Origin of the sequence: Kitasatospora sp. NPDC096128 (assembly GCF_040303105.1) — a bacterium.
GTDB lineage: Bacteria > Actinomycetota > Actinomycetes > Streptomycetales > Streptomycetaceae > Kitasatospora.
Window position 1 is genome coordinate 54,230 of the sequence record NZ_JBEOSP010000008.1, and the last position, 15,687, is coordinate 69,916.

General features: G+C 74.2%; 11 protein-coding genes, 1 tRNA gene and 1 riboswitch. Of the genes, 9 read left to right on the plus strand and 3 right to left on the minus strand.

Translation table 11 applies throughout. The features are described 5' to 3' along the window. Positions 1-25 precede the first annotated feature (25 nt). From ABTY61_RS11495 to ABTY61_RS11505, 3 genes are read left to right on the plus strand one after another with little or no spacing between them, the layout of a single operon-like run. A complete protein-coding gene (locus ABTY61_RS11495) occupies positions 26-892 on the plus strand; it encodes an FAD binding domain-containing protein (RefSeq protein ID WP_223242080.1) in 867 nt (288 codons plus the stop codon). After that, positions 889-2,094 (plus strand): (2Fe-2S)-binding protein, encoded by a 1,206-nt coding sequence (locus tag ABTY61_RS41970; RefSeq protein ID WP_502895273.1) that lies wholly within the window; start codon positions 889-891, stop codon positions 2,092-2,094. Before ABTY61_RS11495 ends, ABTY61_RS41970 begins: the two co-directional genes overlap by 4 nt. After that, positions 2,091-4,433 (plus strand): xanthine dehydrogenase family protein molybdopterin-binding subunit, encoded by a 2,343-nt coding sequence (locus ABTY61_RS11505; protein WP_350504747.1) that lies wholly within the window; start codon positions 2,091-2,093, stop codon positions 4,431-4,433. The genes ABTY61_RS41970 and ABTY61_RS11505 overlap by 4 nt, the downstream gene beginning before the upstream one ends. A gap of 112 nt (positions 4,434-4,545) precedes the next feature. Here ABTY61_RS11505 and ABTY61_RS11510 read toward each other — a convergent pair. Next, a tRNA-Cys gene (locus ABTY61_RS11510) sits at positions 4,546-4,617 on the minus strand. A gap of 83 nt (positions 4,618-4,700) precedes the next feature. Further along, a riboswitch (guanidine-III (ykkC-III) riboswitch) is annotated at positions 4,701-4,767 on the plus strand. Positions 4,768-4,811: 44 nt separating this feature from the next. On the opposite strand from ABTY61_RS11510, the gene ABTY61_RS11515 reads away from it, so the two are divergent. Continuing rightward, a complete protein-coding gene (locus ABTY61_RS11515; RefSeq protein WP_350504748.1) occupies positions 4,812-5,126 on the plus strand; it encodes a DMT family transporter in 315 nt (104 codons plus the stop codon). A 107-nt stretch (positions 5,127-5,233) separates the two neighbouring features. Next, on the plus strand, positions 5,234-6,688 hold the full coding sequence (locus ABTY61_RS11520; protein ID WP_350504749.1) for an MFS transporter: 1,455 nt from the start codon (positions 5,234-5,236) through the stop codon (positions 6,686-6,688). A 7-nt stretch (positions 6,689-6,695) separates the two neighbouring features. On the opposite strand, the gene ABTY61_RS11525 is transcribed toward ABTY61_RS11520, so the two are convergent. After that, on the minus strand, positions 6,696-7,997 hold the full coding sequence (locus ABTY61_RS11525) for a polysaccharide deacetylase family protein (protein WP_350504910.1): 1,302 nt from the start codon (positions 7,995-7,997) through the stop codon (positions 6,696-6,698). A gap of 447 nt (positions 7,998-8,444) precedes the next feature. On the opposite strand from ABTY61_RS11525, the gene ABTY61_RS11530 reads away from it, so the two are divergent. The 3 genes from ABTY61_RS11530 to ABTY61_RS11540 are packed head-to-tail and all read left to right on the plus strand — an operon-like array spanning position 8,445 to position 12,975. Further along, positions 8,445-9,086: a class F sortase gene (locus ABTY61_RS11530; protein WP_350504750.1), complete on the plus strand. Its 642-nt coding sequence runs from the start codon at positions 8,445-8,447 to the stop codon at positions 9,084-9,086. Further along, the gene (locus ABTY61_RS11535) at positions 9,083-10,408 is read left to right on the plus strand and encodes an alpha/beta hydrolase (RefSeq protein ID WP_350504751.1); all 1,326 of its coding nucleotides are present in this window, start codon (positions 9,083-9,085) and stop codon (positions 10,406-10,408) included. The genes ABTY61_RS11530 and ABTY61_RS11535 overlap by 4 nt, the downstream gene beginning before the upstream one ends. Continuing rightward, positions 10,375-12,975 carry a rhomboid family intramembrane serine protease gene (locus tag ABTY61_RS11540; RefSeq protein WP_350504752.1) on the plus strand — a complete coding sequence of 867 codons (2,601 nt, stop codon included), beginning with the start codon at positions 10,375-10,377 and terminating at the stop codon, positions 12,973-12,975. Before ABTY61_RS11535 ends, ABTY61_RS11540 begins: the two co-directional genes overlap by 34 nt. Positions 12,976-13,019: 44 nt before the next feature. Here ABTY61_RS11540 and ABTY61_RS11545 read toward each other — a convergent pair whose 3' ends face one another. Next, positions 13,020-13,448: an SsgA family sporulation/cell division regulator gene (locus ABTY61_RS11545; RefSeq protein ID WP_350504753.1), complete on the minus strand. Its 429-nt coding sequence runs from the start codon at positions 13,446-13,448 to the stop codon at positions 13,020-13,022. Between the two features lie 308 nt (positions 13,449-13,756). Between ABTY61_RS11545 and ABTY61_RS11550 the strand changes: the two genes are divergently transcribed. Then, positions 13,757-15,589 carry a DEAD/DEAH box helicase gene (locus ABTY61_RS11550; protein WP_350504911.1) on the plus strand — a complete coding sequence of 611 codons (1,833 nt, stop codon included), beginning with the start codon at positions 13,757-13,759 and terminating at the stop codon, positions 15,587-15,589. The last annotated feature ends 98 nt before the right edge of the window (positions 15,590-15,687 follow it).

Consider the following 15,687-nt stretch of genomic DNA (forward strand, 5'->3'; position numbering starts at 1 on the left):
TGGGACCCAGGTGAACCGGACGATCATGCTGCCGGCCTCGCTCGACGAGGCCGTGGACGCGCTGGCCGCCGCCCCGGCCGCGGTACCGGTGGCCGGAGCCACCGACCTCATGGAAGCCGTCAACGCCGGACGGCTGCGCCCCGCCGCCCTGGTCGGCCTCGGCCGGATCACCGAACTGCGCGGCTGGCGCTACGAGGACGGCGGCACCGCCGTGCTCGGCGCCGGACTCACCCACGCCCGGATGGACCGCCCCGACTTCGCCGCGCTCATCCCCGCCCTCGCCGACGCCGCCCGCACCGCCGGCCCGCCGCAGGTCCGCAACGTCGGCACCCTCGGCGGCAACATCGTCACCGCCGCCCCGGCCGGCGACACCCTCCCGGTGCTCGCCGCCCTGGAGGCCAGCGTCACCCTGGCCCGGGCCGGCGCCAGCCGCGAGGTGCCGGTCAGTCACCTGCTCACCGGCCTCGACCCGGTGCGCCCCGGCGAACTGCTCACCTGGGTGCGGGTCCCGCTGCTGCACGCCCCCCAGGTCTTCCTCAAGGCCACCGGCCGCAGCGGCCCGGCCCGCGCCACCGCCTCCGTCGCGCTCGTCCTCGACCCGGCCCGGCGCGCCGTGCGCTGCGCCGTCGGGGCCGTCGCCCCGGTGCCGCTGCGCCCGCTGGAGGCCGAGGCCTGGGTGGCCGGCTGCATCGACTGGGACGGCAGCCGGGAGATCGACCCGGCCGCGGGCGCCGCCTTCGGCGAGTACGTCGCCGCCGCCTGCGTCCCCGACAACTACGGCGCCGAGGGCGCCTGGGAGGCCGTGACCGAGGGGCCGACCGCGGCGGCCGTTCGGCTCCGGCGTACCGTATCGGTGCTGGCCCGACGGGCACTGGGAAGGGCGCTGAAGTGACCACAGACCCCATCGAGACCCTCGACGCCGACCCGCTCGGCCTCGCCCCGCAGGTCAGCCGGGAGCTGCGCCCGTGCGCCTCCTACACGCTGCGGGTCAACGGTTTCGAACGGCCCGTCACCGACGCCTGGATCGGCGAGAGCCTGCTCTACGTACTGCGCGAGCGGCTCGGCCTGGCCGGCGCCAAGGACGGCTGCGAGCAGGGCGAGTGCGGGGCCTGCTCGGTGCAGGTCGACGGCCAGCTGGTGGCCGGCTGCCTGGTGCCCGCCGCGCTGGCCGCCGACAGCGAGATCAACACCGTCGAGGGCCTGTCGGCCGGCGGCGGCGCGAGCGACGTCCAGCAGGCGCTGGCCGCCTCCGGCGCCGTGCAGTGCGGCTACTGCACCCCCGGCATGGCGATGGCCGTGCACGACCTGCTCCAGCGCAACCACCGGCCCACCGAGGTCGAGGCCCGGCAGGCGCTGTGCGGCAACCTGTGCCGCTGCACCGGCTACCGCGGCGTGCTGGCCGCCGTCCAGACCGTCGCGGACGCCCGGGCGATGGAGGTCGAGGAGGCCGAGGAGGCCGCCGCCGCGGCCGCCGTGGCGAGCACCGCCGAACCGGCCGCCGAGGCCGTGTCCGCCGGCCGGCCCGCCGCGGCGGAGCCGGAGCCCGTCGTCGAACCGCCGGTCTACACCGACGCCGACGCCTGGATCGAGCACGTCCCGCAGCCGCCCGTCGAGCCCGCCCGGGCCCCGGTGCCGGCCCCGGCCGAGCAGCCGTACGGCGACGCGGGCTACGACACCGGCGTGTACGACACCTCCGCGCCGACCGGGATGCAGCCCGGCATCCCCGCCCAGGCCGCCGACGACCAGGTCTACTACCCGCCGCAGGGCTACCCCGAGCAGTCCTACCAGGCCACCCCGGCGCACGGCACCTACGTGCCGGCCGGCCACCCGGACGGCCACCAGCAGCAGCACCCCGGCTACGGCACCGGCTACGGCACCGGCTACGACACCGGCTACGACGCCCCGGTCTACGAGCCGACCCCCGCGCACGGCACCCCGCTGCCCGGCGCCGCCCACGACGGCACGCCCCCGCACGGCACCCCGTACACGGACCCGCACGGCGCCCCGGCCGAGGCCGGCGTCCCGACCGGCGTCCCCTACGGCGCCACCCCCGCCCACGGCATCCGGCTCCCCGAGGACGACCACGCATCATGACGTCGCCTACCGACATCGGCGCAGCACTCCAGCAGGACGCCGGCGAGGGCGCCGGCGAGGGCGGCGCCGCACCGGAGCCGTTCGGCCTCGGCAGCTCCCCGCTGCGCAGCGACGCGCTGCCCAAGGCGCTCGGCATCTACCCGTACGCGGCCGACCTGTGGGCCGAGGGGCTGCTGTGGGGCGCGGTGCTGCGCTCGCCGCACCCGCACGCCCGGATCCGCGGCATCGACACCTCGGCCGCGCTCGCCCTGCCCGGGGTGCACGCCGTGGTCACCGCCGCCGACCTGCCGCCCGGCCCGGACGGCCTGCCGGACGGCGCCCCGGCCGGCCCGATCGTCGCCGACCGCCCGGTGCTGGCCGCCGGGGTGGTGCGCCACCACGGCGAGCCGATCGCCGCGGTCGCCGCCGACCACCCCGACACCGCCCGGCTGGCCGTCGGCCTGATCGCGGTCGACTACGAGCCGCTGGAGGCGGTCACCGACCCCGAGCAGTCCTTCACCGCGCCGGCGCTGCACCCGGACGGCAACCTGTTCCGCCACCTGCCGCTGCGCACCGGGGACCCGGACGCGGCCGGCGAGATCATCGTCGAGGGCCTCTACCAGGTCGGCCGGCAGGACCCGGCGCCGCTCGGCGCCGAAGCCGGGCTGGCCGTGCCGCGCCCGGACGGCGGCGTCGAGCTGCACCTGTCCTCCACCGACCCGCACGGCGACCGCGACCGCACCGCCGCCTGCCTGGGCCTGGAGCCGGACCGGGTCCGCCTGGTGGTCACCGGCGTGCCCGGCGCCACCACCGACCGCGAGGACCTCTCCTTCCAGGTCACCCTGGCACTGCTGGCGCTGCGCACCGGCCGCCCGGTGAAGATGACCCTCACCCGCGAGGAGTCCTTCCACACCCACACCTCGCGCCACCCCGCGCTGCTGCGCTACCGCCACCACGCCGACGCCGACGGCACCCTGGTGAAGGTGGAGGCGCAGATCCTGCTGGACGGCGGTGCCTACGCGGACGTCTCCGCCGAGGCGCTGGCCGCCGCGACGGCCTTCTCGGTCGGTCCCTACGTCTGCCCGAACGTGTTCGTGGACGCCTGGGCGGTGCGCACCAACAACCCGCCCGCCGGGCGGATGCGGGGCGAGGGCGCGCTCCAGGCCTGCTTCGCGTACGAGTCGCAGCTGGACCAGCTGGCCGCCCGGGTGGGCGTGGACCCGGTGGAGATCCGCCGCCGCAACGCGATGTCCACCGGCGACCCGCTGCCCACCGGACAGGCCGTCACCTGCCCGGCCCCGGTGAAGGCCCTGCTGGACGCGGTGGCCGCCGAGCCGCTGCCGGCCCTGCCGGTGGACGACCCGGACGCCGAGTGGCTGCTGCCGGGCGGTCCGGGCGGGGCCGGGGACCCGGCCGCGGTGCGGCGCGGGATCGGCTACGCCGTCGGCATGGTGCACATGCTGGGCGCCGAGGGCGAGGACGAGGTCTCCACCGCCACGGTGCGGGTCAGCGGCGACCACGCCACGGTGATCTGCGCGGCCGTCGACGCCGGGCAGGGCTTCGCCACGCTGGCCCGGCAGATCGTGCAGACCGTGCTGGGCGTCAGCGAGGTCTACATCGCGCCGGCCGACAGCGACCAGTCGATCGCCGGGCCCGCCGCCCGGGGCCGGCACACCTGGGTCTCCGGCGGCGCCGTCGAGCGGGCCGCGCTGATGGTGCGCCACCAGCTCCTGCAGCCGATCGCGGCCAACTTCGGGATGTCGGTGGAGCTGCTGCAGATCGCCGACGGCAAGATCACCTCCTACGACGGGGTGCTCGGCATGCCGGTCGCGGAGGCGCTGGAGGGCAAGGAGCTCTGGGCCACCGCGCAGTGCCGCCCGCACCCGACCGAGCCGCTGGACGAGTCCGGGCACGGCGACGCCTTCGTCTCCATCTCCTTCTGCGCGATGCGCGCGGTGGTGGACGTGGACATCGAGCTGGGGGCCGTCCGGGTGGTCGAGATGACCGTCGCCCAGGACGTCGGCCGGGCGCTGAACCCGCGCCAGATCGAGGACCGGATCGAGGCGGGCGTGGCCCAGGGCGTGGGCCTGGCGCTGATGGAGGACCTGCAGACCACGGGCGGGGTGCTGGGCAACCCCTCGCTCACCGGCTACCGGCTGCCGACCTCGCTGGACACCCCGGAGGTGCGGATCGCCGCGCTGCTGGAGGAGCGGGACGTGGTCGCCACCTTCGGGGCCAAGGCGGTCAGTGCCGTGCCCGCGGTGGTCGCCCCCTCGGCCGTCGCCGCCGCCGTCCGGGCCGCCACCGGCCTGCCGGTCGGCCGGCTGCCGATCCGCGCGGAGGACGCCGTCACGGCCTGAGCCGGCACCTGCCGGCCGCCGCCGTGCGCGGCGGCCGGCGCCGCGGCCGGAAACGGGGCGGGAAATGCGGAATTGCCGGTCGACCGAAAGTCGACCGGCAATTCCCTTTTCGAGGCCGTGGCGGGAATTGAACCCGCGTACATCGCTTTGCAGACGATTCCCTGAGCCACTCGGGCACACGGCCAGTGAATTCAGGATGGCGGATGGCCCGTGCGGGGTCAATGACGTTGTGTAAATTCTGTATGGCAAGGTGTGCTACCGTCGAAGTCGGTGGCTGATTTCCCCGCCACTCCGGACGAGCGCGTCGTACCCGGTGACGACAAGACGACGCAGTTCAGCGGCAATCCGGCCGCTGTGGACTGCGGAGGTACGGCCGTCATGGCTTGGCTCGTTCTGCTCGTCTCGGGTCTCCTGGAGACCGTCTGGGCGGTGGCCCTGGAATCGTCCAAGGGCTTCTCCCGCCTCGTTCCCAGCCTCGTCTTCGGCGTCGCGCTGCTGTTCAGCATGGGCGGGCTGGCCTATGCGATGCGCACCATCCCGATCGGCACCGGCTACGCGGTCTGGGTCGGCATCGGCGCGGTCGGCACCGCGCTCTACGGGATGGCCGTCCTGGGGGACGCGGTGACCGCGGCCCGGATCGGCTGTCTGCTGCTGATCGTCTGCGGCGTGGTGGGGCTCAAGGTGCTGCACTGACGCCCGCTCCGGGGCCGGTCCGGGGCCTGGTCCTAGGGCCTGCGACGGATCCGGTCAGGGACTCCGGTCAGGAGTCAACGGGGCAGTCGGCTCTTACGATGTCACGTATGACCACTGCCTCCCCCACCCCGGTCGACTCCCCCTCGATACCCTCCGGCCCCACACCCTCCGAGCCCGATTCCGGCGGCGGGGTCATGAGCGGCCGCTACCGGGCCCTGACGCTCGGGATCGTGTCGGTGGTCCTGGTGATCGCCTTCGAGGCGACCGCCGTCAACACCGCGATGCCGACCGCGGCCCGGCAGCTGGACGGTCTGGGGCTGTACGCCTTCGCCTTCTCCGGCTACTTCACCACCACGCTGTTCGCCCTGGTCGTCTCCGGCCAGTGGTGCGACCGGCGCGGCCCGCTGCAGCCGCTGTTCACCGGCATCGCGGTGTTCGGTGCGGGCCTGGTGGTGGCCGGGACGGCGCCGGGCATGTGGGTGTTCGTCGCCGGGCGGGCGATCCAGGGGCTGGGCGGCGGGCTGGTGATCGTCGCGCTCTACGTGGTGGTCGGCCGGGCCTACCCGGAGCGGCTGCGGCCGGCCGTGTTCGCCGCCTTCTCCTCGGCCTGGGTGCTGCCCTCGATCGTCGGGCCGCTGGTCTCCGGGGCCGTCACCCAGCACCTCGGCTGGCGCTGGGTGTTCCTGGCCGTGCCGGTGCTGATCCTGCTGCCGCTGGCCGTCATGGGCCCGGCCCTGGCCCGCTCCGAGCGGGAGCACCCGGTGCTCAAGGGCGCCGGGTTCGACCGCCGCCGCACCCTGCTGGCCGCGATGGCGGCGGTCGGCGCCGGCCTGTTGCAGTACGCCGGCCAGCGCCGGGACCTGGTCGGGCTGGTCCCCGGGATCGCCGGGGCGGCGCTGCTGGCGCCGGCCGTCCTGGGGCTGCTGCCGAAGCGGACCCTGCGGGCCGGGCGCGGGCTGCCGACGGTGATCCTGCTGCGCGGGCTGGCGGCCGGGGCCTTCCTCGGGGCCGAGGCCTTCGTCCCGCTGATGATGACCACCCAGCGCGACCTCTCGCCGACCCTGTCCGGGCTCACCCTGACCAGCGGCGGGCTCACCTGGGCGCTGGGCTCCTGGCTGCAGGGGCGCCCGGGGGCGGAACGCTACCGGGAGGCGATGATCCGGGGTGGCTTCGTGCTGACCGCGGTGGCGATCGCGGCCGCCGCGCTGGTGCTGGTCCCGGCGGTGCCGGCCTGGATGGCCTCGGTGGCCTGGGGCGTCGGCGGCATCGGGATGGGGCTGACGGTCGCGAGCGTCAGCGTGCTGATGATGAAGCTCTCCGCGCCGGAGGACGCCGGGGCCAACTCGGCCGCGCTGCAGATGAGCGACGCGCTGGGCAACGTGCTGCTGACCGGCCTGGCCGGGGTGCTGTTCGCGGCGCTGGGCGGCGGGTCGCTCGCCGCCGCCCACGAGGGCGCCGGGGCGGACGGCTCGCCCGGCGCCTTCGCGGTGATCCTGCTGGTGATGGCCGCGGTGGCGGCGCTGGGAGCGCTGCTCGCCGGCCGGGTCCGGGCCCGGGCCTGACCGGGGGTCAGGACGCGGTGGCGGTGGGGGAGGGGGTCGGCGGCGCCGCCGGGGTGCCGAGGAAGGCCTCCCAGCCGCCGGCCGGGGACTGGCCCGGTCCGAGGCCCTGCAGCTTGCGCAGCACCGCCGGGTCCTGGGCGTCCAGCCAGTCCACCAGTTGGCGGAAGGAGACCAGTCGGACCTCCGGCTTGCCCGCGATCGCCTTGAGCACGTCCTCGACGGCGTTCATGTAGATGCCGCCGTTCCACTCCTCGAAGTGGTTGCCGATGATGTACGGCGCCCGGTTGCTGTTGTAGGTGCGGTCGAAGCCCATCAGGTAGGAGTCCCGGGCCTGGGCCTGGAAGCCCGGGTAGAGCGCCGGGTCGGCCTTGGTGTTGGGGCCGCACTGGTTGAACATGATGTTGTAGTCCATCGACAGCACCTGGAAGGTGTGCCCGGGGAAGGGGATGGCCTGCAGCGGGAGGTCCCACAGTGCGCCGCCCTGGATCTTCTGCGGCCACACCTGGGTGCCGTTGCCGCTGCTGTCGTAACGCCAGCCGCGCTTGACGGCGGTGGGCAGCAGGTTGCGCTGGCCCTCCAGGCAGGGGGTGCGGCTGCCGATCAGCTCCTTGCGGTAGTCGAAGGGCAGGGCCGGCAGGTCGGTGAAGCCGGTGTTGGTGCGCCAGCTCGTCACGAACTCCATCGCCTGCTGGATCTCGCTCTCCCACTCCTCCGGGGACCACTGGCCGACGCCGGTGGCACCGCAGAAGTGGCCGTTGAAGTGGGTGCCGATCTCGTGGCCCTCCAGCCAGGCGGCGTGCACGTTCTCCAGGGTGTCGTGGATGTGCTGGTCGCTCAGGTAGCCGATCTCGGAGGCGCCGACCTTGTGCTGCGGCGGGCGGTAGAGGTCCTTCTTGGACTCCGGCAGCAGGTAGAGGCCGCTGAGGAAGAAGGTCATCGAGGCGTTGTGCTCCTGGGCCAGCCGGCGGAAGCGGGCGAACAGCCCGTTGTCGAGCTCGCCGGCGCCGTCCCAGGAGAAGACCACGAACTGCGGGGGCCGCTGGCCGGGCTGGAGCCGGTCCGGGACGGGCTGGTGGGGCTGGGGGCCGGTGTCGGAGGTGGAGCCGTCGCCGAGCAGGACGGCCTGCGGCTTCTGCGGGACCGCGGCCGGGGTGGCGCTCTGCCCGTCGCCCGCCGGGGTGGTCGCCGCCGCGCCGCCGTCCGTGTGCTCCCCGCCCCCGCCGGCCCGGTCGCTGCCGCAGCCCGCCGCCAGGGTGGCGGCGGTGGCCGCTCCGGCGGCCAGCAGGGTTCGGCGGGAGAGCGCGTCCATGGTGACTCCGTTCATCAGGCGTACGGCAGGAGTGCGGTGCTCGGCAGGCGTGCGGCCGGTGGCGTGCGTGCGGCGCGCTGCGCGCGGAAGGGCGGTCGGCCCGGAGGGGGGTGGAGCCCGTGACCGGGTCAGCATGGCATGTGGACCAGAACGGTCGAAGAGGCGCAGCGGACGGTCGTGATCGATCGCCCGATTGACGCAACCGAAAGGGCGGGCCAGAACGTCGAAGGTGTTCGGACGGGTGGGGGCGCCGCCCCCGAATACGGAACCGGAATGTCACGATCCGTGGCTGTCCGCCCACTCCACGCAGGATCGGGGCCGTCATCCCTGCCGATCGGCGGGTGCGGATACGACCGTCGTGAGGACGTGCCGCATGGTCCGATCCGATTGAATGAGTTCCCAGGAAACTCTCAGGAATGGGAGCCGGGCCGGCAGAAGGGAGCATCCGTGGGCGTCCAGCAGAGCAGCAGCCCCTGGCCGGGCACCCTGGCGGCCGGCGCCGCCCTCGTGCTCGGAGCCTGGCTGCTGCACGACGGCGGCTCGCCCGTGCTGCCGCCCGCGCCGAGCGGACAGTCGCAGTCGGGCTTCGCCCCGGTCTCCGTCGTCCCCCCGCTCGGCCCGTCCGCCCCGACCCGGATCCGCATCCCGGCCGTCCGCCTGGACGCCCCCGTCACCGAGCTGGGCCTGGACCCCGACGGTCACCTGCAGGCCCCGCCCGCGGCCGACCGCAACCTCGCGGGCTGGTACCGCGGCGGCGCCGCCCCCGGCCAGCGCGGCACCGCCATCCTGGCGGGGCACGTCGACAACAAGGCCGGTCCGGCCGTCTTCTACCATCTGGGAGCGCTCCGCCGGGGCGACCGGATCGAGATCGCCCGCGCCGACGGCGCCACCGCCGTCTACCAGCTCTACGCCATCGAAGTGCACGACCGAAAGGACTTCCCGGACGACCGGGTCTACCGCCAGGCCTCCGACGCACAGCTGCGGGTGATCACCTGCGGCGGCGCGTACAGCGAGGAACACGGCTACGACGGGAACGTCGTCGCCTACGGATTCCTGGCCGACACCACACCGCCGGGCAAAGCCGCATGACCACGCTCACCCTCGCCACCCGCTGGAACCCGATCGACTGGCCGCTCACCCACGGCCCGATCCCGAACGCCGTCTTCGTCGCCGGCTGGGCCGCGCTGTTCGCGCTCGCCGTCGGCCGCGGCCGCAGCTGGTGGCGGGTCCGCCTGCCCGCCGCGCTGATCACCGCGGCGGCCCTCAGCCTGCTGCTGGGCGTCGTCGTCGACGGCTGGTGGCACCCCTTCCCGGAGGGCACCCCCGAGTACGTCACCTGGTGGATAGCCGTCGCCCTGCTGGGCTTCTGCCTGGCGGGGTACCGGATGCGCCGGCTGTCCTGGCCGCGCCGGGGCCTGGCGCTCGGCCTCAGCGGGCTGGTCCTGCTGCTGGCCGCCTCCGAGGTGAACATCGGCTTCGGACAGTTCTCCAACGGCCGGATGATGCTGGCGCCGTGGCTGACCAAAACCAACGGGCTGGTCGCCTCGAAGGTGTCGCAGACCCTCTCCGCCCGGCCGGAGCAGGTGCTGGAGGACGTCTGGCAGCCCCCGGCGGGCCTGCCCGCGAAGGGCACCGTCTCGGTGGTGACGATCCCCGGCCTCACATCGGGTTTCAGGGCCCGCGACGCGTACGTCTACCTCCCGCCCGCCTACCAGGCCACCCCGCGGCCGCTGCTGCCGGTGCTCGTGATGCTCCCCGGCCAGCCCGGGTCGCCGGGGGACTGGGTGCTCTCCGGCCAGATCAACGAGGCGATGGACGCGTTCGCGGCCGAGCACCACGGGCTGGCGCCGATCGTGGTGATGCCCGACCACCTCGGCTCGACCTGGGCCAACACCCTCTGCTTCGACTCGAAGATCGCCAAGGCGCAGACCTACCTCGCGGTGGACGTCCCCCGGTGGGTCCACCACAATCTGCAGACCGCCACCGACCGCAAGGCCTGGGCGATCGGCGGAGCCTCGATGGGCGGCACCTGTGCCCTCCAGCTCGGGGTCAACGCGCCCGACGTGTACGGCAGCGTGCTCGACATGTCCGGGCAGGAGGAGCCCACCCTGGGCACCCGCGAGCAGACCGTCAAGGCCGCTTTCGGCGGCGACGAAAGCAAGTTCGAGGCAGTCGACCCCGCCCACGTGATGGCTCGTCGGAAGTTCCCGGACACCAGCGTGGCGATGGTCGTCGGCGAGCACGACGACGAGTTCCGGCCGCAGATGGAGAAGGTCTACCAGCGTGTACAGGAGGCCGGTATGAAGGCGAAGTTCGAGTTGATGCCGGGACGTCACGGCTGGGTCGTCTTCCGTCCGGGCATCGCTCGGCAGATCCCGTGGCTGGCCCAGCAGACCGGGCTGACCCGGTGATCGGCACCGCGTCGCGCGTCGCCAGGGGGCGGGAGCGCACGGAGGGGCGGGACGCGGAGGGCGCGCCGGCGCAGGACACCGACCTCGCCCCGGTCACCCCCACGCCGGAGGCCGGGCCGCAGCGGATCCGGCGGGCCGCCCGGGTGCTGCGCGACCGGCTGCGCTCCGCACCGCTGACCATGGCACTGCTCACCGGGCTCTGGGCGCTCGGCGCGGCCACCGGCAGCCTGTCCGGCGGGCCGTCCCGGCGGCTGCTCGCCAGTGTCGGCGTCGGCCTGCCCACCCTCGGCGAGGGCCACTGGTGGACGCCGGTCAGCTCGATGCTCTGGTCCTCGGGGATCGGCTCGTACGTCTTCACCAGCCTGCTGCTGCTCCTGGTCGGCCCGGCCGCCGAGCACCGGTTCGGCCGGCTGCGCACCCTCGCGCTGCTGGTCGGCGGGCAGGTGGCCGGCACCCTGCTGGGCACCGGGCTGGTCGCGTTCGGCTCCTCGGCCGGGGAGCAGTGGACCGCCTCGGTGGCCGACCAGACCTCGGTCGGGCCCGCCGTCGGCCTGTTCGCCCTGGCCGGGGTGCTCGGCTACCGGCTCACCGTGCTCTGGCGCCGCCGGCTGCACCTGCTGGTGCTGCTCGTCCCGCTGGTCATGACCCTGTACGTCGGCCACCTGCAGAGCGTCCAGCGCTGCGCGGGCGCGCTGTTCGGCCTCGGCCTGGGCGCGCTGCTCAGCCGCGGCCGGCCGTACCTGCGCACCCACCGCTCCTCGCACGGCGAGACCCGGGTGCTGGTCGCGCTCTGCCTGGTCGCCGCCGCCTGCGGACCGCTGATCGCCTCGCTGTACGACAACGCCAGCGGGCCGTTCAACACCTTCTCGGAGCTGTACTTCTCGCACCGGCTCAGCCCCGACGAGGTGGCCGACTTCTGCTCCGTCTCGGTGCACGACTGCGCCCGGGCGCACGCCGTCGAGCGGATCTTCGACACCCCCGCCCGGCTGATGGCCGCGCTGTTCCCGGCCCTGCTGCTGGTGCTCGCCGAGGGGCTGCGCCGGGGCCTGCGGTTCGCCTGGCGGATCAGCGTCGCCACCGAGGTGCTCTGGGCCGCGCTGCTGGCCTGGCTGTACTTCGAGGCCGGGCCGGTCAGCGGGGACGCGGTGCAGTACTTCGTCGAGGCGATGCTGCTGCCGCTGCTGACCACCGTCCTGCTGCTGGCCACCCGGCAGCGGTTCCGGCTGCGGCTCACCGGCCGGGCGGTGGGCCGGCTGGCCGTCGTCGTCGGCGGGGCCGCGCTGGCCGCCGCGGCGGCGTACGTGGGCATCGGGCGGCTGGTGGCAGGACAGTTCGAACCGGGCGCCGGTCTGCGCGGGCTGGTGAGCGGGCTGCCCGCCCAGTTCCTCCCGCCCGCGTACAACGACCTGCTGCCGGACTACCCGATAGCGGTCGGCCCGGTGGCGCTCTTCCTGGAGACCTACTGCGGACTGGCGTTCTGGATCGTCGCGCTGCTCGCCCTGCTGTCGGCGTTCCGCCGGCCGGTGCTGCACACCGACACGGCGGCGGCCGCCCGGGCCAGGGCGCTGCTCGCCGAGCACGGCGGCGGGACGCTGTCCTTCATCACCACCTGGGACGGCAACCACTACTGGTTCGACGAGCGGGGCCGCGCGGCCGTCGCCTACCGGGTGGTCGGCACCGTGGCGCTGACCACCGGTGACCCCTTCGGCGCCCCGGAGGAGCGGGCCCGGGCGGTGGCCGGATTCGCCCGCTACTGCGACGCCCGCGGCTGGACGCCGTGCTTCTACAGCGTCTGCGCCGACACCAGGGCGGCGGCCGCGCAGCTGGGCTGGCGCTCGGTGCAGGTCGCCGAGGACACCGTGGTGCCGCTGCCCGAGCTGGCCTTCACCGGCCGCAAGTGGCAGGACATCCGCACCGCCCTGAACAAGGCCGGCAAGCAGGGCATCACCGCGGAGTGGTGGACCTACCAGGAGGCGCCGCTCGCGCTGCGCGACCAGATCCGGGCGATCTCCGAGGAGTGGGTCTCCGAGAAGGGCCTGCCCGAGATGGGCTTCACGCTCGGCGGGCTGGAGGAGCTCGACGACCCGGACGTACGGGTGCTGATCGCGGTCGACCAGGACCGGGTGGTGCACGGGCTCACCAGCTGGATGCCGGTGTACGAGGACGGCGTGCCGGTCGGCTGGACGCTGGACTTCATGCGGCGGCGCTCGGACGGCTTCCGCGGCGTGAACGAGTTCCTGATCGCCTCGGCCGCGCTCGGCTTCAAGGGCGAGGGCGCCCGCTTCCTGTCGCTGTCCGGGGCACCGCTGGCCCGCGCCCGGCAGGACGAGGAGCCGGCCGGCCTGCAGCGGATGCTGGACTGGATGGGCCGGGTGCTGGAGCCGGTGTACGGCTTCCGCTCGCTGCTGGCGTTCAAGGCGAAGTTCCAGCCGGAGTACCGGCCGATGTACATGGCCTACCCCGACCCGGCGGCACTGCCCGGCATCACCAGGGCGATCGGCAAGGCCTACCTGCCGCACCTCACGGCGGCGCAGGGGGTCCGGCTGATGCGCAAGCTGTCCGGCTGAACCACCAGCTCCCTCTCCCGCTCCCGGACGCCGGGCGCGCCCCCTCACCCGAGCAGCTGGGCGAGCGCGCGGTCGGCGTCCAGGTGCAGGTGCTCCTCGCCCTCGGGCACGACCAGCCGGCTGCGCCACAGGAACCGGCGCAGGTCGGTGCTGTCGAACTGGAGCAGCGCGGTGCCCTCCGGGGCCCGCAGCTCGACCATGGTGCGCCGGCCGAGCGCGGGCCGGACGTGGACGTCGCCGACACCGGCCGGCAGCTCCAGGCCGGACGAGAGCAGCTGGCGGGCGAACACCCAGACGATGTCCTCACCGGACCGGTCGTCCACGACCTCGTCCAGCGAGAACTCGGCCGGGAAGGCCATCCGGACCGCGAACGGGTCCTCCGGCAGGTACGAGAGGACCACGCGCAGCCGGGCGGAGCGGTGCGGGGAGAGGATCAGGCGGGCCTGGACGGTCTCTTCGACGGAGGCGTACAAGGGGGGTCCCTTCGTTCGGTGCGGGCCGCCCGACGGCAGGTGGGGTTGGGGCGGCCTCACCCTGGTGAGAGTCCCGGGGACAGCGGGGATTACCCGGTTCCACGGGTCATCCTACGTGACCTGCGTCACATCGATTTCCGGCCGCCCGGGCCCGGCGCGGGGCCGGGATGGGAGGCCCCGACGGCCCCGGGCCGGTAGGCTGGGCGGGTTGTCCGATCGCCGCCCGACCGCGGGACGGGGCCGCAATACCGCCTCTGACCTGCGATGATCCCTCCTCGGAGACCGTGAGTACTGCCGCCGCCTCCTCGATGCCGCTGTTCTCCGACGTACCGGAGCAGCAGGACCCCGTCCGGGCCGTCGGCCACGCCGCGCCCGCCTCCTCCCACCACCTCTCCCCGGCCTTCCCCGGCCGCGCCCCCTGGGGCACCGCGGGCAAGCTGCGGGCCTGGCAGCAGGGTGCGCTGGACAAGTACATCGAGACCCAGCCGCGCGACTTCCTCGCGGTCGCCACCCCGGGCGCAGGCAAGACCACCTTCGCCCTCACCCTGGCCTCGTACCTGCTGCACAACCACCTGGTGCAGCAGGTGACGGTCGTCGCACCGACCGAGCACCTGAAGAAGCAGTGGGCCGAGGCCGCGGCGCGGATAGGCATCCGGCTGGACCCGGCGTACTCCTCCGGCCCGCTCTCCCGGGACTACCACGGCATCGTGGTCACCTACGCGGGCGTCGGGGTCAACCCGATGCTGCACCGGAACCGGACCGAGGCCCGCAAGACCCTCGTGATCATGGACGAGATCCACCACGCCGGTGACTCCAAGTCCTGGGGCGAGGCCTGCTTCGAGGCCTTCGAACCGGCCACCCGCCGACTGGCGCTGACCGGGACGCCGTTCCGCTCCGACACCAACCCGATCCCCTTCGTGGCCTACGACGCGGGCAGCGACGGGATCCGCAAGTCCATCGCCGACTACACCTACGGCTACGGGCACGCGCTCGCCGACCACGTCGTCCGCCCGGTGATCTTCCTCAGCTACAGCGGCAACATGCGCTGGCGCACCAAGTCCGGCGACGAGCTGGAGGCCCGGCTCGGCGAGCCGATGACCAAGGACCTGATCGCCCAGGCCTGGCGCACCGCGCTGTCCCCGCAGGGCGAGTGGATCCCCTCCGTCCTCCAGGCCGCCGACCGGCGCCTCACCGAGGTCCGCAAGGCGATCCCGGACGCCGGCGGCCTGGTGATCGCCACCGACCAGAACGTGGCCCGCGCCTACGCCAAGATGCTGCGCGAGATCAGCGGCGAGAAGGTCACCCTGGTCCTCTCCGACGAGGCCGAGGCCTCGAAGCGGATCTCCGACTACGCCGAGGGCACCTCGCGCTGGATGGTCGCCGTCCGCATGGTGTCCGAGGGCGTCGACGTGCCCCGGCTGTGCGTCGGGGTCTACGCCACCTCGATCTCCACCCCGCTGTTCTTCGCCCAGGCCGTCGGCCGCTTCGTGCGCGCCCGCAAGCGCGGCGAGACCGCCTCGGTGTTCCTGCCCACCATCCCGATGCTGCTGGGCTTCGCCAACGAGATGGAGCTCCAGCGCGACCACGTGCTGGACCGGCCGAAGAAGGAGGGCGACGGCCTCTTCGACGAGGAGGACCGGCTGCTCGCCGAGGCCGAGCGCGCCAACGACGGGCCGGACGGCGCGGGCGGCGAGGAGTTCTCCTACGAGGCGCTGGGCTCCGAGGCGGTCTTCGACCGGGTGCTCTACAACGCCATGGAATTCGGCATGCAGGCCCACCCGGGGAGCGAGGAGGAGGAGGACTACCTCGGCATCCCGGGCCTGCTGGAGCCGGACCAGGTGCAGATGCTGCTGCAGAAGCGCCAGCACCGGCAGATCCAGCGCAGCAAGACCAAGCCCGCCGAGGAGGCCGACCTGCTGGAGCTGCCGGCCGAGCAGCGGCCGGTGGTCACCCACCAGGAGCTGCGGGAGCTGCGCAAGGAGCTGAACGCGCTGGTCGCCGCCTGGCACCACCGCACCAACCAGCCGCACGGCACGGTCCACAACGAGCTGCGCCGCCAGTGCGGCGGGCCGCTGACCGCCCAGGCCACCGCCAACCAGCTGAAGGCGCGGATCGCCAAGATCCGGGAGTGGGCGAAGTAGCGAACCGCAGTAACGGTCCGGCAGGCGGGTCCGGTTCGGCCGCGGCCGAACCGGACCCGCCCCCGTTCCGCCGGGAGTGTCCGGACATCGGACCGGAG

What these genes read in the sequence shown, in the direction of transcription:
- ABTY61_RS11495 (WP_223242080.1), top strand. Translation starts at nt 26, where the DNA reads ATGCTGCCGGCCTCGCTCGACGAGGCCGTGGACGCGCTGGCCGCCGCC.
- ABTY61_RS11505 (WP_350504747.1), top strand. Translation starts at nt 2,091, where the DNA reads ATGACGTCGCCTACCGACATCGGCGCAGCACTCCAGCAGGACGCCGGC.
- ABTY61_RS11515 (WP_350504748.1), top strand. Translation starts at nt 4,812, where the DNA reads ATGGCTTGGCTCGTTCTGCTCGTCTCGGGTCTCCTGGAGACCGTCTGG.
- ABTY61_RS11520 (WP_350504749.1), top strand. Translation starts at nt 5,234, where the DNA reads ATGACCACTGCCTCCCCCACCCCGGTCGACTCCCCCTCGATACCCTCC.
- ABTY61_RS11525 (WP_350504910.1), bottom strand. Translation starts at nt 7,997, where the DNA reads ATGGACGCGCTCTCCCGCCGAACCCTGCTGGCCGCCGGAGCGGCCACC.
- ABTY61_RS11535 (WP_350504751.1), top strand. Translation starts at nt 9,083, where the DNA reads ATGACCACGCTCACCCTCGCCACCCGCTGGAACCCGATCGACTGGCCG.
- ABTY61_RS11550 (WP_350504911.1), top strand. Translation starts at nt 13,757, where the DNA reads ATGCCGCTGTTCTCCGACGTACCGGAGCAGCAGGACCCCGTCCGGGCC.